Source organism: Sporosarcina thermotolerans, assembly GCF_030067815.1.
Lineage (GTDB): Bacteria > Bacillota > Bacilli > Bacillales_A > Planococcaceae > Sporosarcina > Sporosarcina thermotolerans.
On record NZ_CP125968.1, the window covers coordinates 2,772,980 to 2,795,631 of the forward strand.

The window sequence follows — 22,652 nt, forward strand, 5'->3', positions numbered from 1 at the left end:
TAAGAAAGAGGCAGCACCACAGTATAACTGTGTGACTGCCTCTTTAAAAGTTTTAAGATGCGCTTGCATCCACAACACGACCAACAGCTTGTCTATCGAATTGCAAAGTTGTACCGTCCGCTACTTTCAAGAATACAGAACCTTCATCCACTGCGTCGATTACACCGTGAATTCCGCCAATTGTAATAACCTTGTCACCGCGTTTTAAACTTTCCTGCATTGATTTAGTCTGTTTTTGCCTTTTTTGTGCAGGTCGGATCAACAAAAACCACATAATTGCAAACATTGCGATAATCGGAAGCAAAGTTCCTAATGAGTCACCCATTTTATTCCCCCTTTTCTCTCGGTTTATTATACAAGATTCAAAAGTTTTTTGCATTTGGTTTATTAAATCCATACTGCTCAAAAAACTCTTCTCGGAAATCTCCGAGACGGTCATTGCGGATTGCTTCCCTAATTTGCTCCATTAAATTCAATAAGAAATGGAGATTATGATAAGACGTTAATCGAATACCGAAGGTTTCACCCGCACGGATCAAATGCCTGATGTATGCCCTACTGTAATTTTTGCAAGTATAGCAATCGCAGTTCGGATCCAATGGTCCGAAATCGCGCTCGTATTTCGCATTTTTCACAACGAGGCGTCCTTCGCTCGTCATAAGTGTTCCATTCCTAGCAATACGCGTAGGTAGAACACAGTCGAACATATCAACTCCGCGTATCGCACCATCGATCAATGAATCCGGAGAACCGACTCCCATCAAGTAACGCGGTTTGTTTTCCGGCAACAAAGGAGTTGTGAATTCAAGCGCACGGTTCATGACATCTTTCGGTTCACCGACGGACAATCCTCCGATAGCATAACCCGGGAAGTCCAATGAAACAAGGTCTCTTGCACTTTGTTTACGAAGTTCCTCGAATTCCCACCTTGCACGATGCCAAAAAGACCTTGATCCTCAGGACGGGCATGCGCCTTCAGGCAACGTTCCGCCCATCGAGATGTACGTTCGACACTCGCTTTCATATATTCAAATGTCGCGGGATATGGAGGGCATTCGTCAAATGCCATCATGATGTCCGAACCAAGTGCATTCTGAATTTCCATCGCTTTTTCCGGGCTGAGGAAAAGTTTGCTTCCATTCAAATGGTGACGGAAATGGACACCTTCCTCTTCTATTTTACGGAATTCGCTCAATGAAAATACTTGAAAACCGCCTGAATCCGTTAAGATTGGCCGATCCCAATTCATGAATTTATGAAGGCCGCCAGCTTCCTTAATGACGTCATGTCCCGGTCTTAGCCATAGGTGATACGTATTGCTAAGAATTATTCCTGCACCCATCGCTTTAAGCTCTTCTGGAGACATTGTCTTGACGGTTGCTTGCGTTCCGACAGGCATGAAGGCAGGAGTTTCGAATGATCCATGTGGCGTATGGACGATACCTAAACGGGCACCCGTCCGTTTACACGTCTTAATATGTTCGTATGTGATTGCTGCCATTAACTACTACCCTTTCTAATTTAGGAATCTTATTCCCATTACTTTTTTGGAGGCTTGATAAACATTGCGTCACCAAAACTGAAAAATCGGTATTTCTCTTTCACTGCTTCTTTATATGCAGCTAAAATATGATCCCGCGTCGTCATGGCCGATATTAACATAATTAACGTCGATTTCGGTAAGTGGAAATTCGTCAACATCCCGTCAAGAATACTGAATTCATACCCCGGATAGATGAAGATGGAAGTCCAACCGCTCGTAGGAACAATTTTCCCATTATTTTGCGAAGCAATTGTCTCAAGTGTGCGAGCAGAGGTTGTACCAACAGCAATGACATTTCCACCACTTAACTTTGCCTCGTTAATCGCGTTTGCAGCGCTTTCGGTTACGTGATAATACTCGGAATGCATCGTATGCTCTTCTATCGTATCAGAACTGACTGGACGGAATGTACCTAAACCTACATGTAAAGTGATAAACTCAACACCAACGCCTTTGTCTCTGATTTCCTGCAGGATCTCTTCAGTAAAATGAAGACCGGCAGTAGGAGCTGCAGCGGATCCTCTTTCTTTTGCAAAAACAGTTTGATAGCGCGATTGATCATCGAGTGTTTCGGTGATATATGGAGGTAGAGGCATCTGTCCGAGTTCATCTAAAATTTCATAGAAGATGCCTTCATAACGGAATTGGAATACTCGGCCACCTTGTTCCAATATTTCAGTGCATTCTGCCTGTAACGTACCATTACCAAACGATATGACAGTTCCGACTTTGACCCGTTTTGCAGGTTTCACAAGTGTTTCCCATTCGTCTTGGCCGTATTCTTTTAGGAGAAGGACTTCGATTGATGCACCGGTATCTTCCTTAATTCCGATTAAACGGGCGGGAAGGACGCGTGTATCGTTAAGTACGAGTACATCTCCTGCCTGTAGCTCATCGACAATTTGACGGAATTGATGATGTTCAATTTCTCCTGTAACTTTGTCCAGTACCATTAGTCGGCTTGCTGTACGATCTTTTAATGGTGTTTGTGCTATTAGACTTTCCGGCAATTCAAAGTCGAAATCATTTACATCCATAATTTGCGAAGACTCCTTCTATCTTTAACTAAGTACATTTAATTTATTGTTTCGGGGGCTGTTAGGCCGAAGTGTTCGTAGGCAAGTCGTGTAGCGATTCTACCACGAGGTGTTCTTTGGATGAAGCCGATTTGCAGCAAATAGGGTTCGTAAACGTCTTCAATAGTAATCGACTCTTCCCCAATACTTGCAGCAATCGTATCAATTCCAACCGGGCCGCCACGAAATCGCTCAATCATACCTAAGAGTAATTTATGGTCGATATGATCCAAGCCATGGGAATCGACTTGCAACATTTCAAGGGCCTCTTTAGCAATTGCAAAAGTAATGCTTCCATTTCCCCTGACTTGTGCATAGTCCCGTACCCTCCGTAGTAGTCTGTTCGCAATCCGCGGTGTCCCTCTTGACCTTCTGGCAATTTCTACAGCCGCACCTTCATCGATAGCGACGTCGAATAGGTTTGCACTTCTTGTGACAATTTCTTTTAACGGTTCTTCGCTGTAAAACTCAAGACGAAGTGGTACTCCGAAACGGTCTCTAAGCGGCGCGGATAGAGAGCCTGCTCTTGTTGTAGCACCTATCAGTGTGAATGGAGGTAGGTCAAGTCTTATCGACTTTGCGGATGGCCCTTTCCCGACAACAATATCGAGACAAAAGTCTTCCATTGCCGGATACAGCACTTCCTCGATTGACCGGTTCAAGCGATGTATTTCATCGATGAAAAGGACATCTCCCGGCTCCAATGATGAGACGACGGCTGCAAGATCCCTGGCCGTTCTATAGCGGGGCCGCTTGTCATTTTCACATTGACACCCATCTCATTGGCAATAACTGTCGCCAATGTTGTCTTTCCAAGTCCCGGAGGACCATAAAGAAGGACATGATCCAGGCTTTCATTTCTACCCTTTGCGGCTTGGATGAAAATACTCAGATTGTCCTTTACAGTTTCCTGTCCAATATATTGTTGCAACGTCTGCGGGCGCAACGATTGTTCGAAGCTATCGTCATAATTGGAATTCTCGCTTGAAATGACTCGTTCCATGCCTGCCTATTCCTCCTTCCAAACAGATTCCACCTACTTCTGTTTCAATAATAAGCGTAGCGCAAGTTTCATATAACCTTCCGTATCCAATTCTTCCTTTTGCATCTCTGTTCTCACTTTGGTCAGTTCCCGCTGAGAATAGCCAAGCGCCTGCAATGCAAGGATCGCTTCTTCCAACGCGTCATTTTCAGCCATTGAAAGAAGTGTAGCCTCCGTATCCGGCATTTCGATTTCGGAGAAAAGATCTCCAAGTTTTCCTTTTAGGTCAAGGATCATCTGCCTCGCAGTCTTCTTACCAACACCTGGGAATTTGACTAAGAAGGTTTCATCTTCCCTTTCAATTGCACCAATTACTTGTGATGGGATGCCACTCGCCAAAATTGCAAGTGCGCCTTTCGGACCGATACCCGAAACAGTGATGAGTTTTTTGAACAGTTCGCGCTGTTCCAGTGATTTGAATCCCAACAGCCACTGCATATCTTCACGGACATGCAAGTAGGTAAATACTTGTTGAATTTCTTCAGTCCTGTGGAATGCATATGGATTAGGAGTCATAATCTGCCATCCAACGCCCCCCTGCTCGAGCGTTATGTATTCCGGTGTCACACGTGTGACAATCCCTTTAATATAATCGTACAAATCATTCTCCGTTGCCAAAACCTTATAAAATTTTATAAAGCCTGTTTGATTCTTGCTTCATCCTGTCCGATTTTGCCGAAGCTAATTTCGTTTGTTCTAACAGTCCACAAGCGTAAATTCGGGTACAACGAACCCTACACATTAACAGTGTCTTGTTGGTGACAAAACTGTTAATCCTTCATAGCTTGCCAAATTTAATGATGCATTTCTATCCCGATCCAACTTCAATCCACATTCACATGAAAACACACGATCAGACAGTTTCAGGTCTTTTTTAATCGTTCCACATGATGAACACTTTTTGGAGGACGGGTAAAAACGATCCGATTTAGTGAATCCAATTCCATATTTTTCGCACTTATATTTCATTTGGCGAATGAACTCATGGAATTTCTGGTCTCCAATTGCTTTTGAAAGATGGCGGTTTTTCAACATGCCACTCACATTCAAGTCCTCCATCACAACTTTGCTTGGTTTGGTTTTCACGATAGCGTTAGTTGCCTGGTGAATATGATTGTTTCGGATATTGGATAATCGCCTGTGTAGGTGTTGTATCCGGTTTTCAAGTTTTATAATGTTGCTCGTTTTGACGAAACGGTCTCCCTCCTTATTCATCTCGTATTTGCGCGATACGCTTCGTTGCAACCTACGCAAGCGTTTCCCGGTCTTTCTTATTTCTTTGGTTTTGTTGATATTCTTAAATACTTGACCATTGGAACAAACAGCCAACTCTTTAATCCCTAAGTCAATTCCAATGATTTCATCTGTTAGTTCAGGCTGTTCAAATTCTTGTTCAATCCCCACGGAAATATACCAATATTTATTGTCAAAACTAATTCTCGGATTGGTATAAGAAACCCCCATCGGAATCTGCTCACTTGTTTTTATCCAACCTACCTTTTCGATCAACACCAAATTCCTTTTCACTTTTAATTTGCCGGTATCATTATAAAAGGATAGCTTTGATTTTTTACGACTTTTTAATTTAGGATACTTGGCCTTCCCCTTGAAATAATTTTTATATGCTATACAAGCATCCTTTATCGCCTGTTTTGTAACATTGTTTGATACGTCAAATAACCAATAAAATGTTTCCATTTGTTTCAGTTTTGTCAGTTCTTTCCGCAGGTCATTATTGGAAATAAACTTGTCTCCCTGCATGAAGTTTTCCTGTTGTCTGTTTAACGCCCAATTATACGCCCATCTGGCAGTACCTACAGACTTCCATAACTGTTTTTCTTGTTCTTTAGTTGGTCGGAGTCTGATTTTCTTCGCAAGAATCATTCTCTAACAACTCCTAATCATCTTCTTGGCTTTGTTTGCTTAACGATTAGTTTGTTTAATCCCTTTTTATTGCAGTTCATCCTGCTTTCAACATCCGTTATGATTTCAAATTGATAACCTATTGCAACATAATACGTTTTGACATTCTCAATTTTTATCCAGGTCATCTTTTTGATTCTGCGAGCTAACCCTGCAATAACCTCACCACTTTATTCAGTTGTCGTTCACCTTTAAACGCCTAAGAAGTGACGGAGCTGTTCGTACGAATAATATCGATAACCGCTTTAACATGATGCGGCTTGGAAACCCCTTGTTAATCCCATTTTTTTAATGTCTGACTCGTTTTCCCGATCAATTCAGCGAATTCGCCAATAGAATAATATTTCATTCTCTATCACCGCTAATTTCGTTATACAAAAAAATATAATAAACTTGAAATTTCTTCTATTTTTTAACCTTGAGTCGTCTGTTATAAGCCCCCCTAAAGTATAGAAACTATTATAGCATACGAACGGATTTTCTATCTATAGATGTGTTAATGCCTCCCCCGGTGTGTGGGAGCAAAAAAAATAAGCCGCTGTCAAAGCGGCTTATTGGCTCATCTATAATGGGTTGCACTGAATTAGTTCATATTCCGTTCGACATCATACCATAGCTTCGGCCAGGAAGAGAGGGCGCTTTCTGTAAATGGTATGAGTTTCCTTGCAAGATTATATTGCTTGTTCTTAGGTAAGTTTAAAAGGTGAAGCCATTCCCTTAACAGCTCATTTGGATAAAGCAGCATTGATTTTGAAGCATTATCTAAATCATTTAAGGCGGATTGTTCCGCTAAAAGAAATTCAAGGTTATAGCCGATATTCGGTAGTACACGATGCATCCAAAGCGCAAGCTCAGTTCCGGGAGGCCCCGTACATGCAAGATCAAAATCGATAAAGCGAATCATTCCATTTTCATCACGCAAAATATTATGGTGTACGACATCGCCGTGAAGTAAAGTTTGGCCAAAGGGTTGACGGTATTGCTTCTTTATCAAAGGAAGAGCTTTCTTTCCATATAGAATAATTTCGTCGACCGTCTTTTTACCAAGGTAATTTTCACTTGCATTGCGATTATCGATGAAACGTTCCAATCTTTCTTGCCATTTATCAATAAGTTGATATCTATGCAGATACGGGGAAGCATCCCAATCAATCATCTCTTTTGTCTCATGCAACGCTTGAAGAGCCATTAGTGAATCCGTTCGGTCTACCCTTTTTCTAAAGTTGACTGGTTTTGTTCCTTCAATCCAAGGCTGCATGATATATAACGGATCTTCCGTCGAAATGATCGGAACAATATGCGGGAATCTGATTGTCTGGAGCTGCCGATGTACATACTCTACTTTCACTGCCGTAGATCGGGTTTTATATTTTTTTAATGAGTAGGAGGCTTCGCCTTCTTGCAATTTCCATACATTATCCTTTACTTTACGAATGTTCTTTTCCAGCGCCATACGCCGGTCAGCATCCGCAGCCGTTATTATCCATTAAATTGAACTGTTGCATATTCATTGGGTACATTTGCGTTGGAAACATTTGCATCGGCTGCATTGGTTGCATTGGTTGCATCATCGGTTGCATCGCCGGCATTGATTGCATCGGCATCATATTCGTTGGGTAGAATCCACTATCAAATCCCGGAAAATGTCCTGGGAACTGATGGCATCCACAAGAACAATACATATGCCATGGGAAATTAGCTCCAAACACGTCCTGAGGACGCGGCAACATACCGCCTTGATTTGGTTGGAATCCAGGCGAAATCATTTGCGGAATATATGGCTGTTGTTCAGGTGGTAGATTCATCATCTCGTTCTCCATTGGCATTTCCATTGTTGGAGATTCCATTGTTGGAGACTCAGTTAACTCCCACCCACTAATTGGATAATTTGGTGAAACACCCATTCCACCCCCTGGGTGAATCGGCGATTCCTCGTACTCTTCTTCCTCACTAATATCCATCAACGGTGGCATTACTCCCGATTGAGCAGGGAAAGATGGAGTTCCAAGTTGCTGTGGAGGCATTTGCATCGCCGGGAGTGGTGTTGGCTGTGCAAAACCTGGATGCATAATCGGCATGCAATCGGCATCGTATATCGGCACCCAACCACAATGAAAAGGCATTATCGGTTGACAGCAAGGCTGAAAACAAGGCTGAAAAGCCATTGGCGGCATTGGTAGCGGCATTACCGGCGGTGCTGGTAGCGGCATTACCGGCGGTGCAGGTGGCGGCATCACTGGTGGTGCTGGTGGCGTTTCCGGTAGCTTCGGTGGTTGCATTACAGGCGGTTGTGGAACAGGTGGCTTCATTTGCGGCGGCGCTGCTGGCGGCATAGGCTTCACCTTTTCTTTCTCATGCGGCAAAGGAATTGGCTGCTTCGGAGCTACAGGTTGATGATGGTGCTTCTCCATTGGCGGAATTGCAGGTTGATGATGGTGTTTCTCCTTTGGCGGCGCTGCAGGTTGATGATGGTGCTTCTCCATTGGCGGCGCTGCAGGTTGATGATGGTGCTTCTCCATTGGCGGCGCTGCAGGTTGATGATGGTGCCTCTCCATTGGCGGCGCTGCAGGTTGATGATGGTGTTTCTCAGGCATTTTTTCCGGACCTTTCCCGCCCGGCTTATGTTCCGCCTTCTTCGGTAGGAATATTTTCATTCCTGGTACAATATAATCCGGATTCGCCAAATGGGCATTGACCCTTTTCAAATCTTCAAAAGGGATACCGTACTGTCGTGCAATCTTCCACAACGTATCCCCTTTTACAACAATATGGACATCCACTAACAAAATCCCCCTTCCATCAATCCATCGTATGAACGAACGCCCGTCTATGTGACGCAAATTCGTGATTGGCGCCCTCTCATACTATGTATATTGCGGAATTGGATCTATTATTCATCAAAAAACAATCTGTATCTACTAAATACAAAAGACCCCGAGCCGAAATTAATTCGGTTCAAGGGCCTTGGTTAAAACGTATAATACGATCCGAATGAGCGAACAGCGCAATTTAATGATGTAAGTTCCTCAAGTGCGCCTCTCAACATAGGATGCTCTTCATCTTCCAATACATCTATGATAAAAAAATAATTTCCTAATCCCGTCTTCATAGGCCTGGATTCAATTTTACTTAAATTGAGTTTGCGCCAGGCAAAAACGGAAAGTATTTGGTGAAGCACCCCCGAACGATCGTCTTCCGGCAATTTCACCATTAATGTTGTTTTTGACGACTCCGACTTGAAAGGTATATCCAAAAAGCCCTTTCGCTGGGACAAAACAACAAATCGGGTATGATTAAAATGGAAATCATGGATATTTTCTTCTGCTATATGTAGTCCGTATTTTTCAGCAGACAATCGATTACCGATAGCCGCAATATTTAGTTCCGGGTTATCGGAAACGTATTTTGCAGCTGCGGCAGTAGATGTAGTCTGCATCAATGGCGTACGGCGGTAATGATATTGCAAATATTTATGGCATTGAGCAAGCGCCACTGGATGGGAATGAATCGATTGCAGTTGTCCCGACTCATCCTTCCGTATTTTATTCACCATGAGATGCTGTTCAATTGGAGTTGATATTTCAGCGTTGATAAACAACTCACTCCCATGGAATAAATAATCGATTGTCATCGGTACTGACCCTTCGAGTGCATTTTCAAGAGGAACAATCGCATAAGCGACTTTCCCTTCCGCTACAGCTTCAATACAATCGGGTATCGTTGGTTGTGGTACCAGGCCCACATCTCCAAAGAGGAGTGTTGCAGCCACATGAGTAAATGACGTTTCAGGACCCAAATAAGCGACCGTTGGCGTGTATTGTTTTTCAACCATTTTCAGTACCTCCTAAAGCAACTGATTATTATAATGCCCCTGAGCTGATCAGATGAACGGAGTCAATAAAATTCGGGGCTTTCAACCTATGCATGAACTCCTCCATTCTAATCTCCATTTCGGTTACATCCAATGAAAGCGTAATATTTGCTCGACCCTGCACCGGTATAGTCTGGTGGATTGTCAGCACATTACACTTTGCCTCCGAGATGACTCGTAAAAGCAATGCAAGTGAACCCTTCCGATCTTCTAATTGAATGAATATTGTTAAGACACGCTCACGGGCAATCGACTCAAACGGGAATACAGTATCCTTATATTTATAATAAGCACTTCTGGAAAGTCCAACCCGTTTGGTCGCCTCTTGAATTGTTTTTTCCTCACCGCTAGCGAGCAATCTTTTCGCTTCAAGCATTTTCAACATCGATTCAGTGAGCACATCTTCTCTTACAAGATAAAATTGCCCTTCCCCCAATGGTTTCATGGAATGCCTCCTTAAATCAAAAGCGGAGGGTGGCGGTTGCCACCCGGAGTAGATGTTGGACACAATAACTATAAAAGACATTATTCTAGGAACTCAAATTCAAAGTCAAGAAGTCTAACCGTATCCCCGTCTTTTGCACCACGTTCACGAAGTGCATCATCGACTCCCATTCCGCGCATTTGACGGGCAAATTTACGGACGGATTGATCAAAGTTGAAATCAGTCATCTTAAATAGACGTTCAATTGCATAACCGGAAAGTACGTATGCACCGTCATCATCACGAGTGATTTTAAAATCAGCCGTTTCTTTTTCATGTTTGTAAAGAACGGAGCGATTCTCCTCTTCCTCGTCTTCAATTTCATACATCGGAAACTCTGGAGTTGTTTCAAGCAGATCGGCAACGGCAAATAGTAGCTGATCCAACCCTTCGTGAGCGAGTGCCGAAATCGGGAAGATCAACGCATCTTCGTCAGCTAACTTTTCCTTGAATTCCTTCAGATTTCCCTCAGCATCAGGCATGTCCATTTTATTCGCGACTATAATTTGTGGACGCTCCATCAAACGCAAATTATATTTTTCCAATTCTTCATTGATTGTCTGAAAATCTTCGAAGGGGTCACGGCCTTCAAGTCCAGACATGTCGACAACATGGATAATGACCCGCGTTCGCTGGATATGTCGTAAAAACTGGTGACCAAGCCCGACTCCTTCGTGCGCACCTTCAATAAGACCCGGCAAATCTGCAAGGACGAAGGTTCTTCCGCCTTCTAGTTCAACCATGCCAAGATTCGGTACAAGCGTTGTGAAATGATAATCGGCAATTTTAGGTTTAGCTGCAGACACAACGGATAATAATGTCGATTTCCCTACACTCGGAAAACCTACCAATCCCACGTCCGCAAGAACTTTCAACTCAAGAGTGACTTCTCTTTCGATTCCCGGCTCCCCTTTTTCGGAGAGTTCTGGAGCAGGGTTTTGTGGTGTTGCGAAGCGTGAGTTCCCACGTCCCCCACGGCCACCTTTTGCGATGACAGCAGTTTGGCCATGTTCAACAAGGTCCGCAATGATAATTCCGGACTCAACTTCCTTCACAATTGTGCCCGGCGGTACTTTTACGACCATGTCTTCTCCGCCCTTACCGTGCATGCTTTTACTTCCGCCATGCTCACCTCGAGGAGCTTTGAAATGGCGTTGGTAACGGAAATCCATTAGCGTCCGTAATCCTTCATCCACCCTGAAGATTACGTCGCCGCCCTTACCTCCGTCTCCACCTGCTGGACCTCCATAAGCAATATATTTTTCCCGGCGGAATGCAACCATTCCATCCCCGCCGTTACCACCTTTAACATATACCTTTACGTGATCGACAAACATTTTACTTCCTCCTATTGTCCACTGATTGTGAACATGCATTGCTCATCTTGAATTTCCTCAGTCACTTCAATACCATTGGCGGCCATTGGAATTAGCGGAACGCCTTTAAGTGGACCATCTATTTTCAACTGAATAGACCAATTCATTTCACTGGCATTCACGGTTATATGAACGTTGTATTCATTCCATGGATCTACAACCGTTTCGACACTTTTGATCAAACGTTCCAAATAATCGGTTAGTGCTGCATCGTCGATTGAACGTTCAGCAGCTGTAATATTACTTTGTAGTACTTTTGAAAAGGCAGTATGCCTCCATTCGAAAGTCGTTAACCAAACTTCCGTCTCGGGCAAACGCAGTTTTTCCAGCATCGATAGTTGCCTCATGCGTTCTGTTGTATCCATTAGTGTTTTTTTAGCTTCAGATGAATTGCCAAGGTCCAGGTTTAGTAACATAAGTTGTAAATCGTTTAAAAAATCATGGCGTGCAAACTTTAATGCTTTTCCCACTGTCAGCTTTTCGGATCCCATTTTATCACCGCCAAAAGTTTCATACTATACAGTATAGCATTTTGAATATGAGTTTCGTCAAAAATAATGGGAGGATATATCGAATTTTCGCTTTAGGCGGACGCTACAATTCTTACCAAGCACTTTGATAATAATGATGAAAAATTAAAAATAAAAAGGACTGCACATAAAATGCAGTCCTTTCAATGTCAGTTATAACATTAAGCTTCTTGAGCTACAGGGTACACACTTACTTTTTTCTTGTCGCGGCCAAATCGTTCGAAACGAACTACGCCGTCAACTTTCGCAAAAAGTGTATCGTCCCCGCCGCGGCCAACGTTTTCACCTGGGTGAATTTTTGTTCCGCGTTGGCGATAAAGGATAGAGCCGCCAGAAACGAATTGTCCGTCAGCACGCTTTGCGCCAAGACGTTTCGAATGAGAGTCACGACCGTTCTTTGTAGAACCTACCCCTTTTTTCGATGCAAAAAACTGGAGATCCAAACGTAACATTAGTGCCACCTCCTATCGGTTGAAAATAAGTTTTATATGTTGCCCGTAATCTTGTTCAATCGTCTGTAATGAAACAATCATTGCCCTCACGATTAGTTGAATTTCGTCGTCTTTCTCCGTCTCCGGAAAAACCACTTTGAGATAACCTCCATCGGATCCTTGCTCTATATCCGGTGTTATTCCAGTGAGTGCGATCACGGCATTGACGGCTCCGAATGAAACCGCTGATGCACCCGCACAGACGAGATCTTTTCCATGTTCTGCGAAATCGGCATGGCCTTTCATCTCAAAAGAGCTGATACGACCCGATTGTTTTTCATCAATAATGATTTTGATCATGCCCGCTTACGCGTTGATGCCTTCGATGACAACTTTTGTGTATGGCTGACGATGACCTTGCTTTTTGTGGTAGTTCTTTTTCGGCTTGTATTTGAATACAGTGATTTTCTTAGCGCGGCCTTGTTTAACGATTTTAGCCGTTACAGAAGCACCTTCCACGAATGGAGCGCCAACTTTCACGTCTTCTCCACCAACGAATAGAACTTTGTCGAATGTTACAGTTTCATCAGCTTCACCGACTAGTTTCTCGATGAAAACCTCTTGACCTTTTTCGACTTTGATTTGTTTTCCACCTGTTTCAATGATTGCGTACATACTTGCACCTCCTCTTTAGACTCAGACTCGCCTTCTTGGGTGATCCTAAACGGATACTTGTACCTTGTCAGAGCGGTTGTAGCACGGGTGCTACAAACAATAACATTAAAATATTACCATGCACGGCTTATGACGTCAACTGTTTTCTTTTCAGCAACTCATATGCTCTTTCATATTTACGGAACTTAAAAGCGGATATATTTTGGACCAATAAAAATAAAGCAAGTGCAATAGCCAAAACCGTTTTTGGCCAACCTATAAATAATAATAGAATTAATACACTCAAAATTGAAATCGAATAAATTAAAAATGCTGATCTGACTTTATATTTATTGGCATCACTTTCCAATAGGGCTAATAAAGCTTGTCCACCGTCAAGCGGGAGAATCGGCAATAAATTTAGAAACAAAATAGCTAATTGGATTCGTACAAACTGATCATTACCTGGAAACGGAACGATTAATCCTATGAATAGGAGAATTGCCGTCGCGATTGGTCCACCGATCGCAACCATCACTTGTTGCTTTTTTCCGTAGAGATACCTACTAGGAATCTGCAATTCTCCTCCATATGGCAAAATCGTGCAAATACGGACTTTCATCCCGGAAGCTCTTGCCGCAACGATGTGCCCGGCCTCATGTATGAGTAACGACATGAATATGAGTGCGTAAAGAGCAAAACCACCTGATATGAAGAGCAAAAGGAAGAAGGGCACCAAAATGGGATGAAGTCGAAGCTTCATTTACTGTCTTCCGAAAAATAGGTTGCCAGTATTGCAGCATCAAGTATGGTCCCTTCCCTTTTGACTTTTAAATAGATTGCTTCATCATTCATCAATGCGAGCGTGTCCCCTTTTTTTACAGTTGAATAGGGAAGTTTTTGTAAGGATCCAACAAATCCATATGTGACCTCATCGCCATCTTCGTATAGGACAGTAATCGTTTTGCCGGATTGACGAGTAAAGCCAGTAAACACGACAAGCCCGTCCCCTTGGGCGGTAATAGGCATCGCATTTGTGTAGGATACGATGACGCCGTCCTTATAAGGTTGCATCGATTCATATGCAGCAAAAGGAAGCTCTTCAGTGTTATCAGAGGAGACAGTGATTCTGTCTTCTTCTGGATCGCTAAAGAAAGAAGAGACCCATTTTTTCATGACAATAAAGTCTTTACCCGTCGTTATATATTGGGTAACTGGTTTGTTTATGACGCCTAATTCCTCCAATTTGGCAAAGCTGAATACGCTAATTGCTACGATAATTGCAAGCACCCACTTTGTTTTCCATTTCACCCCGCCACACCACCTTTTTTCTCAGTATATGACGGTCGTACTATGAATATTATGGGCAAATGTCTAATTTGGATCATTTACAAGAATTACATAAAAAAAACCCCTGGCGATTAAGCCAAGAGTTGATTATTTTGCAAATAATGATTTAAGTTTGCCGAAAAATCCAGGTCTTCCTTCGTCAAGGGACATAAGTGGAACAGATTCGCCTAAAATTCGGCGGGCGATGTTTCTGTAGCCGATAGCCGCCGGATTCGAAGGGTCCATTACAACTGGCTCCCCTCTATTTGAGGAGGAGATAACGTTTTCATCATCCAGCACAATTCCAAGAAGATCGATAGATAAATGCATTGTAATCTCATTGACGTCAAGTGCATCGCCGCTGTTCACAAGTCGGCTCTTAATACGATTGATAATGAGCTTTGGAGGTTCAATATCTTCCTGTTCAAGAAGTCCAATGATTCGGTCAGCGTCCCGTACTGCTGAAATTTCAGGTGTCGTCACTACAATTGCTCGATCCGCTCCGGCTACGGCATTTTTATAACCTTGTTCAATACCTGCGGGACAGTCGATTAAAATATAATCATAGTCCCTTTTTAATTCGGTAATGAGTTCTTTCATTTCTTCCGGATTGACAGCATTTTTATCCGTCGTTTGTGCTGCTGGAAGCAAAAATAGTCCATCTTCAAAACGTTTGTCCTTGACAAGTGCTTGATGAATTTTGCATCGGCCTGAAATTACATCTACGAGGTCATAGATGATACGGTTTTCAAGACCAAGGATGACGTCAAGGTTACGAAGACCAATATCCGTATCCACTAAACAGACTTTTTTACCTTGTAGAGCCAATGCTGTCCCAAGATTCGCAGATGTTGTCGTTTTACCGACTCCACCTTTTCCAGACGTAATTACAATTGCCTCTCCCACTAGCTCCCTCCTTTAAATGTTGACAGATTGGGCCGGAGAATCCGAAGCTCCTGTAAACGGTCGATGGCTATGAAACCATTCGGATGTATGTATGCACATTCCATCTCGGGTTGATCCGACAGTATCGTCAGTTCATCCGTCATCGTTTCCATCTTATCCGCTATCATCAAATGCGTGGCTTCCAGCCATGAGGCTGCAATGACCGCCTCTTCATTACCAGTCGCCCCCGCATGTGCGATCCCTTTCAATCTTCCTAAAATATATATGCTACCCGCCGCCACAACCCTGCCGTTCGGATTGACATCACCGATTACGACAAGATCTCCATCAGCTTTCACGACCTGTCCCGAACGGACAATTCCGATATAGGTTTCAGACTGGTTTTCTAAGATCCTTCGATTGCATTCTTCAAGAGTAATCACTTCGCTTTGAATCTTCGAAACTCGTAAATGTGGTGATTCATGGACGATATTCATAATTTCTTTAAGTTCTTCTTCATTACAATATCGACTTCCGATATGGACTTTTACTTCTGCCAGCCCTTCAAGACTGTTTTCGCTGACTTTATTGCGGAGTTCTGCAATCATGTCCGAATAAGCGCATTTGTCGTCAAGTCGGAGGACAAGTCCGTCTTTTGTCCCTTTTATTGTTACATAGTGCTGTTTCGTCATTTGCGTCCCTCACATTTTTTCAAGGTTTATAATCCGGCCTTTTCCAATCCTCTTTTATCGATAAGTTGCTTAAAGAAATAGCCAAACATGCAAACGAAGATGGAATTGGCAATCATTGTTGGCGAAAGCCTGCTCATCAGGAAATCCTCGAACCCGATTGCTGTAAGAGCAATTAGACTCGCGAAAAAGTATGATAAGATTTCAAGCAGCGCAACCATTATTAGCGATAAGAGCATCACAGTAATAATATGACGATACACTTGGCGAATAATCAATGTTGCTAAATAGCAAATCGCCGGATATAAAAAAGTATATACTCCAATAATATCAATGTGATACATATCATACAAGAGTCCAAGTACGATTCCATAGATGATTGCACGTTGCCTACTATAATAAACGGCGATAAAAATCAGATAAACAATGACAAATCGCGGTACAAGTGTGTATTGTCCATCCCCGATTGTCACGGGTGAGAAGAGGCTGAAAACCGGTTCGAGGAAAAATAATATGACGGCAATAAGAGGGATTATGAACCTGATCACGATCCATTCTCCCCTCTTCTTCCACGGCTACATCTTCTTCCTCAGCCACATCTCCATCCGTACCAGAGACAATAACGGATGATCTTTTTGCCACCATTACATGATCCAACATGCCAAAATCTGCAGCAGGACGGATATACGCCAATTTTGTCAATCCAAAGTCATCCGTAGACACTTCTGTTACTTCACCAATTAGCAGTCCCTTTGGAAAAATTCCGCCAAGACCAGAAGACTGAACCAATTGCCCTTCCTTCACATCGAAATCGGAATCAATCCTCTTCATGATTAATTCTCCACGAGTCCGATCATATCCTTCTATCAAACCGAAAATAGATTCTTTACCAGGAATGACTGCTGCAACCCGAAAATTACGGTTTTCTGTCGAAAGCAGTTCAACTGTCGACCTGAATGGGGTGACAAGGACTACTTTTCCGATTAAACCGCTTGAGGTCATTACAGCCATATTCAACTTAACACCTTCCACTGTCCCTTTATCAATGATGATTTTCTCTTCCCATTGATCGGGATTTCGAGAAATGACAGTTGCATGGATTGGAGAATAATCACGAAGACTTTCTTCCTTGCCGATGATTTGACGTAACTTCTCATTATCAGCCCTCACATCTGCGAGTTCAGCCTGCGTGGAAGCATATTCTTTTAATCTTGCTTTCAAATGTATGTTTTCTTCATATGTATTCAAGATTCCATCGATTTTATCCAACGTGCCGGTAATATAATGTGCCGGTTTCGAGAAAAGTGATTGCCCGAAACCGACGACATCTTTTACGATTTGTTCTGGAAGGGTGGCATTTTGCCTGTCTTTTAATGTGAATGAAATCAATGCCACAAGGACGATGACGCCTACTAGCAATAATATCAACCGTTTATTCGTAAAAAATCGCGGCATTGCCAAAATCCTCCCTCATTACCTAGCTTGCATCTTTTTAATCACATCAAAATTATCCAGCGCTTTCCCCGTTCCAATTGCTACGCAATCAAGAGGGTCCTCTGCTATGAAGACAGGCATATTCGTTTCATCCGAAATGACCTTGTCCAAGTTTTCAAGAAGTGCTCCGCCACCCGTCAATACAATTCCGCGCTCCATAACGTCGGCGGAAAGTTCCGGTGGTGTAGCTTCCAATGTTTTCTTAACGCCTTCAATAATTTGTGTAATGGATTCACGAAGTGCTTCAACAATTTCATCAGAGGAAACTTCTAATGTTTTTGGTAGACCTGTTAAAAGATCACGGCCTCTGATTTCCATTTTTTCTGGCTTACTAGATACTCTCGCTGAGCCAATTTCAATCTTGATGGCTTCTGCAGTACGTTCACCGATTGTCAGATTATAGACTTTACGAATATAGCTGATGATTGCGCCATCCATTGAGTCACCTCCGACGCGAATCGATTCGCTTGTCACGATTCCGCCTAAAGAAATAACAGCAACTTCTGTAGTACCGCCACCTATATCGACGACCATGCTGCCTGTAGGTTCCCAAACAGGTAAATTCGCACCGATTGCTGCAGCAAACGGTTCCTCGATTGTAAACGCATCTTTTGCACCCGCTTGTCTCGCTGCGTCTATCACTGCGCGCTGTTCGACTGATGTGATACCGAAAGGAACACAAACCATGACATTCGGCTTCTTCCAATTGCCTCCTGCAGCTTTAGTCGCTTCTTTCATATAATGTTCAATCATCGCTGTTGTAATTTCAAAATCCGCAATGACTCCGTCTTTCATCGGGCGCGTTGCCACTATAGATCCCGGTGTACGTCCAATCATATTTTTAGCCGCCGAACCGACCGCAACAATTTCATTCGTAACTGTATTTTTCGCAACGACGGATGGTTCGCGTAGAACAATCCCTTTTCCTTTTATAAAAACTAATGTATTTGCTGTGCCGAGGTCAATCCCGACATCTCTCGTTCCAAATCCAAACAAATTTGTTCTTCCTTTCTATTCGACCGTTTAAAAATGGTCTTCTTGAAATCATACACCACATTATAACGGATTGGGGAACAAATTCACAGCCTCAAGAGAAATAAGCAAAGTTTTGATACTTACGCCTTGTTTTTTCATATTTTTGTAATAAAAGCAATTAACCCATCAACGACGGTAAGTTGAGCCATTAAAGTTAGTCAATTACACTTACACATTTTACTAAACAAGGAGTAACTTACTAACCCATAAAGCCTTTTTCCTTTAGGCTAATAAAACGATGATCGCCGATAATGATATGATCGAGCAGCTCGATTCCCATAATAGACCCGGCTTCTACCAACCTTTTTGTTACTTCGATATCCTCAGGTGATGGCGATGGATTTCCAGAAGGATGGTTATGTGAAACAATAATCGAAGCCGCCGATCGTTTCACGGCTTCACGGAAAATTTCGCGAGGATGTACGATGGATGAATTTAAGCTGCCGATAAAAATCGTCTGTTTATGCAATACTTCGTTCTTAACGTTCATAAAAAGGACGACAAAATGCTCCTGCAGCAGCGAGGACATGTCCGTCATTAAATAGGCAGCTGCATCTTCAGGTGACTTTATGACATACCGTCCTTCAGAATGCCTACGGTGAATCCTTTTTCCAATTTCCGCTGCTGCAAGTAGTTGGACGGCCTTTGCCTGTCCAACCCCCTTTACCGCCATCATTTCCTCAACAGTTGCATTTTTCAAGTCCTGTATCTTATCGAATGAGTTCAAGATTCTATTCGCAAGTAATAATACGGATTCTTCCTTCGTACCTGTCCTTAGCAGAATAGCGACCAACTCCTGGTTCGACAAACTTGCTGCACCTTGGCGGATAAGCCTTTCACGAGGTCTGTCCGCGATATGTACATCCCGGATCATCATTTTATCTTTTAGGTCCGCAGTCAAGGAATCATTCACCCTCCTTCAGTTGGATGATACGTTCCCTGCGTAAAATTTCTACCAATTTAGCGAGTGGGAGGCCTACTACATTCGAATAGTCGCCTTCTATTTTATCAACTAACAAGACGCCAGCAGTTTGAATGCCATAGCCACCAGCCTTGTCCATCGGGTCCCCAGAATCGACATATGCCTTTATCAGCTTGTCATCAAGTTCCTTGAATACCACTTTCGTTTCTTCAGAAAAAACAATTTCCTTTCCACCGCCAAGAATGCTCACTCCCGTGAAAACCGAATGTGCCTTTCCAGAGAATGTCTTCAAAAATGTTTCAGCTTGCTCTTTTGTTGCCGGTTTAGGGTAGACTTCATCCTTAAAAACAACGATTGTATCAGCAGCAATAACTACCGCATCGGGCTTCATATTCGCAACAGCTGCAGCTTTTTTGACCGCAAGTTTTTGGACATAATCATTAAAGTCCTTATCAATCAATTCAACATTTTCCTCGACATTGCTTGGCAACACTTTAATGGGAAGCCCTAAAACGCCTAAAAGTTCCCGTCTCCTTGGCGAACCTGACGCCAAAATAATTTGTCTCTCCGAAATGAATTGCATTTCTTCTACCTCCTTTTTCATTATCATACTTGAGAAGGAGGTAATTGAAAATTTTCATAAAACCGCAGAAATTCCATTTCGGCCCGTATTTCAACGTTAAAAATTTATAACCGCACAGCCATTGTTATGGGAATAATGGTTTAAAAGATGTAGACGAATAACCCTTAAATCGTTTGTAAACACGGTCACAGCAACAATATTCTTTCGGAAGTCAGCAACTTTCGGATCCTCATTTTCACTTTCCGAGGTAACGGTCAAAGTTTTAATTTGTGATAATTCCGTCTCTACCAATGCCTTCCTTAATTTCCCTGCTCCAACCGTATTACAGGAGTTTGTGTTCACGAAGAACGGCTTACGGAAAGTTCCTTCATACTCACTAACATCGATTTCTTCCTCGACGACGCCAATAGCGCTCCACACATAATATTGCCCCCCCCACTTCTATGATGGCGGCCTTTCCAAGAGCCGGATCATCCGCAAAGAGTTGTCTGGCTGACTCTGCCGAGGAGAAAACCCCATGCTGCTTTGCGTATAATTTCAAGGGTGCTTCGTTTGAGATGATAGCCGGCCCGGATGTCGGAGTCGTTTCGACTGTCTCTTGCGGATTGTTCGTTACCACCTCGTTCTCCACTGCTTTTTCTTTCCCTTTTCCATTCATTCCTACGATTAAAAAACCAACAATCGCAACAGCCGCAATACCGACTATGACACCGTGAAGCATAGCCGCCGCTACTGTCACCTTAGAATACTTTTTTTTGAAGTTCATGCCAGACCACCCCGTTTTTAGTAACCGTATCAGAAAAGACATGAAAAAGAACAAGACGTATGTCGCCTTGTCCTAAAAAATTTATCGACTTAAAAGAATAATTGCTGATACCATTCGACAAAATCTTTTCCGTAAAAGTAAGAAATGATAGCAGCAAGTGCTATGGACGGTCCGAATGGGACAGGAGTCTTCTTCCCTTTACCAGTCTTCTTCAAGACAAAAACGCCCGCGATCGAACCAATAATTGAAGCAAGAAACAGCGTCAATAATGTGTTTATAGTGCCTAAAACAAGACCAATGACGAAAAATAGCTTTATATCTCCGCCTCCCATTCCACCTTTCGACACGATGGCTATAATAAATAGCACACTGAAACCGATTGCCGCCCCTAAAAAACTGTCCCACCATGGAGACATAGGTATTAGCCATCTAAGGATCAGAAACGAAATAGCGAAAGGGAGAAGCACTTTATCAGGGATGATCATATAAGAAATATCGGATACGGTTATGATGACAAGCAACGAAACAAACAGAATCCCGATGATCAAATCCTTACTGAAGCCAAGTTGAAAAAAGGCATAGGCAAACAAGACGCCAGTAATAAGCTCAATGAAGGGATAAATCGCATTTATTTTTTGTCCGCACCCTTTGCATTTCCCTCGGAGGACGACATATGAGAGAACAGGGATTAGATCAAAAAGCCTTAGTTTCCGACCACATGTTGTGCAATGGGATGGCGGTCTAACAACTGATTCCTTTTTCGGCACCCGAAGTCCAACCACATTGAAAAAAGAACCAAAAACACAGCCATATATGAAAAATAAGGCTAACCAGACAATCTCCATTCAATCACTCATTTCCAGCATTATTGTATGGTAGTATTCTGTTTCCCCTTAATTTGTCACTTTCATACCACTATTCTCCTCATATATTCCGACACGGTTGCGTCCCGCCTGTTTGCCACCAATATAAAGAGCACGATCGGCGTTTCTTAAGAGATCCTTCCCGTCCTTTGCATCTTCCGGCATAGTGGCAACTCCGAGGCTAATTGTCATTTGGACATTAATCGGTTCATTATTGTCGGATAAGTCCGGGATGATTTCAAACTTTGATTTTTCGACGTCCTTGCGAATCAACTCTGCAAGTTTAATAGCTTCATCCTTTGAAAAGTTTGGTAGGATAATTGTGAATTCCTCTCCTCCATATCGGCCAATGTCATCCCTTTATGCTGAAACTTCGAAAGGAGATTCGCAAGTGAAACAAGCAAATCATTGCCGCTTTGATGTCCATATGTATCATTAATGGACTTGAAATGGTCAATATCCAGCATAATGGCAGACAGACTTTGAACTTCTCCTGTATGGAAATGAACAATTTCCTCATCCAGTTTTTGTTCAAGATAGTGGTAGTTGTGTATTCCTGTTAATGCACATCGAGTACTCTTTTCCACTGTTTTTTCATAATACCTCGCCTTCACCATTGCCGTCGCAAAATAGCTAGTCAATAGATCCACCATTTTCGTTTGCACTTCATCAAAAGCGTATTTCTGATTTGAAGTCAAGATGAGAAATCCTTCCGTTTTACCATCTCTTTTTACAGGGGCCGCCAGTACACTTTCAACTGAGGGGGCAAATGTAAAACCATTCAATGCAGATAGACTTTTCCTTGTCAGATACATTTTTGTCATCTCGACATCAAGTCCGTCCTTCACGTTATTTTTACTTGGGAATGAAAAGTTCATAGCTTCTTTGCGCTGAAATTCACCTTCCACACAGGATAACATGATCAAATTTCCCCCAACACGCAAATCGATGATATACGCACTTTCGTAAGGGATGACATTTTTAATCTTCTCGACAAATGTACGTAAGACGTCATCCACACGAAGACTTTCAGCGAGATGATGGCCGATTACAGCTGCTGAAGAAAGTAAATCATTCAATATATCGGACTTCAGATATTTACTTGTAACTAACAAAACTAATATGAAAGGCACCCCTATTAGCAAGAAAGCCTTTC

24 protein-coding genes, 5 pseudogenes and 1 other annotated feature are annotated in these 22,652 nt (G+C 42.6%); all 29 genes and pseudogenes read right to left on the bottom strand.

Annotated features, from left to right (window positions below):
• Nucleotides 1–52: 52 nt before the first annotated feature.
• Nucleotides 53–325 carry a preprotein translocase subunit YajC gene (gene yajC / locus QNH10_RS15690; protein WP_283732284.1) on the bottom strand — a complete coding sequence of 91 codons (273 nt, stop codon included), beginning with the start codon at nt 323–325 and terminating at the stop codon, nt 53–55.
• A 37-nt stretch (nt 326–362) separates the two neighbouring features.
• Nucleotides 363–1,501: pseudogene (gene tgt, locus QNH10_RS15695) on the bottom strand (tRNA guanosine(34) transglycosylase Tgt).
• Nucleotides 1,502–1,539: 38 nt separating this feature from the next.
• Nucleotides 1,540–2,580, bottom strand: a complete 1,041-nt coding sequence (queA, locus tag QNH10_RS15700) for a tRNA preQ1(34) S-adenosylmethionine ribosyltransferase-isomerase QueA (protein ID WP_283732286.1) — start codon at nt 2,578–2,580, stop codon at nt 1,540–1,542.
• A 38-nt stretch (nt 2,581–2,618) separates the two neighbouring features.
• A pseudogene (ruvB, locus tag QNH10_RS15705) lies at nt 2,619–3,622 on the bottom strand (Holliday junction branch migration DNA helicase RuvB).
• Between the two features lie 33 nt (nt 3,623–3,655).
• Complete coding sequence (ruvA, locus tag QNH10_RS15710) at nt 3,656–4,261, bottom strand: Holliday junction branch migration protein RuvA (protein WP_283732287.1); 606 nt, start codon at nt 4,259–4,261, stop codon at nt 3,656–3,658.
• Between the two features lie 141 nt (nt 4,262–4,402).
• Nucleotides 4,403–5,545 carry an RNA-guided endonuclease InsQ/TnpB family protein gene (locus QNH10_RS15715; protein WP_283732288.1) on the bottom strand — a complete coding sequence of 381 codons (1,143 nt, stop codon included), beginning with the start codon at nt 5,543–5,545 and terminating at the stop codon, nt 4,403–4,405.
• A 44-nt stretch (nt 5,546–5,589) separates the two neighbouring features.
• Nucleotides 5,590–5,933: pseudogene (locus QNH10_RS15720) on the bottom strand (MerR family transcriptional regulator); the annotation flags it as partial.
• 234 nt (nt 5,934–6,167) lie between these two features.
• Nucleotides 6,168–7,037, bottom strand: a complete 870-nt coding sequence (locus tag QNH10_RS15725; RefSeq protein WP_283732289.1) for a phosphotransferase — start codon at nt 7,035–7,037, stop codon at nt 6,168–6,170.
• Between the two features lie 7 nt (nt 7,038–7,044).
• Nucleotides 7,045–8,364, bottom strand: coding sequence for a LysM peptidoglycan-binding domain-containing protein (locus tag QNH10_RS15730; protein WP_283732290.1), 1,320 nt, complete (start codon nt 8,362–8,364; stop codon nt 7,045–7,047).
• Nucleotides 8,365–8,552: 188 nt separating this feature from the next.
• On the bottom strand, nt 8,553–9,416 hold the full coding sequence (gene pheA / locus QNH10_RS15735; protein WP_283732291.1) for a prephenate dehydratase: 864 nt from the start codon (nt 9,414–9,416) through the stop codon (nt 8,553–8,555).
• Nucleotides 9,417–9,444: 28 nt separating this feature from the next.
• On the bottom strand, nt 9,445–9,900 hold the full coding sequence (locus QNH10_RS15740) for an ACT domain-containing protein (protein WP_283732292.1): 456 nt from the start codon (nt 9,898–9,900) through the stop codon (nt 9,445–9,447).
• An 80-nt stretch (nt 9,901–9,980) separates the two neighbouring features.
• Nucleotides 9,981–11,276 carry a GTPase ObgE gene (obgE, locus tag QNH10_RS15745; protein ID WP_283732293.1) on the bottom strand — a complete coding sequence of 432 codons (1,296 nt, stop codon included), beginning with the start codon at nt 11,274–11,276 and terminating at the stop codon, nt 9,981–9,983.
• Nucleotides 11,277–11,287: 11 nt separating this feature from the next.
• The gene (locus tag QNH10_RS15750; RefSeq protein WP_283732294.1) at nt 11,288–11,806 is read right to left on the bottom strand and encodes a Spo0B domain-containing protein; all 519 of its coding nucleotides are present in this window, start codon (nt 11,804–11,806) and stop codon (nt 11,288–11,290) included.
• Between the two features lie 200 nt (nt 11,807–12,006).
• A complete protein-coding gene (gene rpmA / locus QNH10_RS15755; protein WP_251624735.1) occupies nt 12,007–12,297 on the bottom strand; it encodes a 50S ribosomal protein L27 in 291 nt (96 codons plus the stop codon).
• Between the two features lie 12 nt (nt 12,298–12,309).
• Nucleotides 12,310–12,636, bottom strand: coding sequence for a ribosomal-processing cysteine protease Prp (locus QNH10_RS15760; RefSeq protein ID WP_283732295.1), 327 nt, complete (start codon nt 12,634–12,636; stop codon nt 12,310–12,312).
• Nucleotides 12,637–12,642: 6 nt separating this feature from the next.
• Nucleotides 12,643–12,951 carry a 50S ribosomal protein L21 gene (gene rplU / locus QNH10_RS15765; protein WP_283732296.1) on the bottom strand — a complete coding sequence of 103 codons (309 nt, stop codon included), beginning with the start codon at nt 12,949–12,951 and terminating at the stop codon, nt 12,643–12,645.
• Between the two features lie 13 nt (nt 12,952–12,964).
• Nucleotides 12,965–13,039, bottom strand: a sequence feature (ribosomal protein L21 leader region).
• A gap of 39 nt (nt 13,040–13,078) precedes the next feature.
• On the bottom strand, nt 13,079–13,693 hold the full coding sequence (locus QNH10_RS15770; RefSeq protein ID WP_283732297.1) for a metalloprotease: 615 nt from the start codon (nt 13,691–13,693) through the stop codon (nt 13,079–13,081).
• On the bottom strand, nt 13,690–14,241 hold the full coding sequence (locus tag QNH10_RS15775; RefSeq protein WP_283732298.1) for a M23 family metallopeptidase: 552 nt from the start codon (nt 14,239–14,241) through the stop codon (nt 13,690–13,692). Before QNH10_RS15775 ends, QNH10_RS15770 begins: the two co-directional genes overlap by 4 nt.
• A gap of 126 nt (nt 14,242–14,367) precedes the next feature.
• Nucleotides 14,368–15,165: a septum site-determining protein MinD gene (gene minD, locus QNH10_RS15780; RefSeq protein ID WP_283732299.1), complete on the bottom strand. Its 798-nt coding sequence runs from the start codon at nt 15,163–15,165 to the stop codon at nt 14,368–14,370.
• Entirely contained in the window at nt 15,165–15,836 is a 672-nt protein-coding gene (gene minC, locus QNH10_RS15785; RefSeq protein WP_283732300.1) for a septum site-determining protein MinC, read from the bottom strand. The genes minD and minC overlap by 1 nt, the downstream gene beginning before the upstream one ends.
• A gap of 26 nt (nt 15,837–15,862) precedes the next feature.
• Nucleotides 15,863–16,381: a rod shape-determining protein MreD gene (mreD, locus tag QNH10_RS15790; RefSeq protein ID WP_283732301.1), complete on the bottom strand. Its 519-nt coding sequence runs from the start codon at nt 16,379–16,381 to the stop codon at nt 15,863–15,865.
• Nucleotides 16,382–16,412: 31 nt separating this feature from the next.
• Nucleotides 16,413–17,288: pseudogene (mreC, locus tag QNH10_RS15795) on the bottom strand (rod shape-determining protein MreC); the annotation flags it as partial.
• 18 nt (nt 17,289–17,306) lie between these two features.
• Nucleotides 17,307–18,323, bottom strand: a complete 1,017-nt coding sequence (locus QNH10_RS15800; protein ID WP_283732302.1) for a rod shape-determining protein — start codon at nt 18,321–18,323, stop codon at nt 17,307–17,309.
• Between the two features lie 238 nt (nt 18,324–18,561).
• Nucleotides 18,562–19,239 (bottom strand): RadC family protein, encoded by a 678-nt coding sequence (gene radC / locus QNH10_RS15805; protein WP_283734662.1) that lies wholly within the window; start codon nt 19,237–19,239, stop codon nt 18,562–18,564.
• Between the two features lie 28 nt (nt 19,240–19,267).
• Nucleotides 19,268–19,867 carry a nucleoside triphosphate pyrophosphatase gene (locus QNH10_RS15810; protein WP_283732303.1) on the bottom strand — a complete coding sequence of 200 codons (600 nt, stop codon included), beginning with the start codon at nt 19,865–19,867 and terminating at the stop codon, nt 19,268–19,270.
• A gap of 96 nt (nt 19,868–19,963) precedes the next feature.
• A complete protein-coding gene (locus QNH10_RS15815) occupies nt 19,964–20,287 on the bottom strand; it encodes a hypothetical protein (RefSeq protein WP_283732304.1) in 324 nt (107 codons plus the stop codon).
• Nucleotides 20,244–20,633 (bottom strand): hypothetical protein, encoded by a 390-nt coding sequence (locus tag QNH10_RS15820; RefSeq protein WP_283732305.1) that lies wholly within the window; start codon nt 20,631–20,633, stop codon nt 20,244–20,246. The genes QNH10_RS15815 and QNH10_RS15820 overlap by 44 nt, the downstream gene beginning before the upstream one ends.
• A gap of 89 nt (nt 20,634–20,722) precedes the next feature.
• The gene (locus QNH10_RS15825) at nt 20,723–21,478 is read right to left on the bottom strand and encodes a prepilin peptidase (RefSeq protein WP_283732307.1); all 756 of its coding nucleotides are present in this window, start codon (nt 21,476–21,478) and stop codon (nt 20,723–20,725) included.
• Between the two features lie 48 nt (nt 21,479–21,526).
• A pseudogene (locus tag QNH10_RS15830) lies at nt 21,527–22,014 on the bottom strand (GGDEF domain-containing protein); the annotation flags it as partial.
• Between the last annotated feature and the right edge of the window lie 638 nt (nt 22,015–22,652).

Bases quoted from the DNA above. Each gene is read 5' to 3' on its own strand.
- QNH10_RS15770 (WP_283732297.1), bottom strand. From the start codon at position 13,693: ATGAAGCTTCGACTTCATCCCATTTTGGTGCCCTTCTTCCTTTTGCTC.
- queA (WP_283732286.1), bottom strand. From the start codon at position 2,580: ATGGATGTAAATGATTTCGACTTTGAATTGCCGGAAAGTCTAATAGCA.
- minC (WP_283732300.1), bottom strand. From the start codon at position 15,836: ATGACGAAACAGCACTATGTAACAATAAAAGGGACAAAAGACGGACTT.
- pheA (WP_283732291.1), bottom strand. From the start codon at position 9,416: ATGGTTGAAAAACAATACACGCCAACGGTCGCTTATTTGGGTCCTGAA.
- rplU (WP_283732296.1), bottom strand. From the start codon at position 12,951: ATGTACGCAATCATTGAAACAGGTGGAAAACAAATCAAAGTCGAAAAA.
- QNH10_RS15750 (WP_283732294.1), bottom strand. From the start codon at position 11,806: ATGGGATCCGAAAAGCTGACAGTGGGAAAAGCATTAAAGTTTGCACGC.
- yajC (WP_283732284.1), bottom strand. From the start codon at position 325: ATGGGTGACTCATTAGGAACTTTGCTTCCGATTATCGCAATGTTTGCA.
- QNH10_RS15760 (WP_283732295.1), bottom strand. From the start codon at position 12,636: ATGATCAAAATCATTATTGATGAAAAACAATCGGGTCGTATCAGCTCT.
- QNH10_RS15810 (WP_283732303.1), bottom strand. From the start codon at position 19,867: ATGCAATTCATTTCGGAGAGACAAATTATTTTGGCGTCAGGTTCGCCA.
- QNH10_RS15820 (WP_283732305.1), bottom strand. From the start codon at position 20,633: ATGAACTTCAAAAAAAAGTATTCTAAGGTGACAGTAGCGGCGGCTATG.
- radC (WP_283734662.1), bottom strand. From the start codon at position 19,239: ATGATGATCCGGGATGTACATATCGCGGACAGACCTCGTGAAAGGCTT.
- obgE (WP_283732293.1), bottom strand. From the start codon at position 11,276: ATGTTTGTCGATCACGTAAAGGTATATGTTAAAGGTGGTAACGGCGGG.
- QNH10_RS15715 (WP_283732288.1), bottom strand. From the start codon at position 5,545: ATGATTCTTGCGAAGAAAATCAGACTCCGACCAACTAAAGAACAAGAA.
- QNH10_RS15825 (WP_283732307.1), bottom strand. From the start codon at position 21,478: ATGGAGATTGTCTGGTTAGCCTTATTTTTCATATATGGCTGTGTTTTT.
- QNH10_RS15725 (WP_283732289.1), bottom strand. From the start codon at position 7,037: ATGGCGCTGGAAAAGAACATTCGTAAAGTAAAGGATAATGTATGGAAA.
- rpmA (WP_251624735.1), bottom strand. From the start codon at position 12,297: ATGTTACGTTTGGATCTCCAGTTTTTTGCATCGAAAAAAGGGGTAGGT.
- QNH10_RS15740 (WP_283732292.1), bottom strand. From the start codon at position 9,900: ATGAAACCATTGGGGGAAGGGCAATTTTATCTTGTAAGAGAAGATGTG.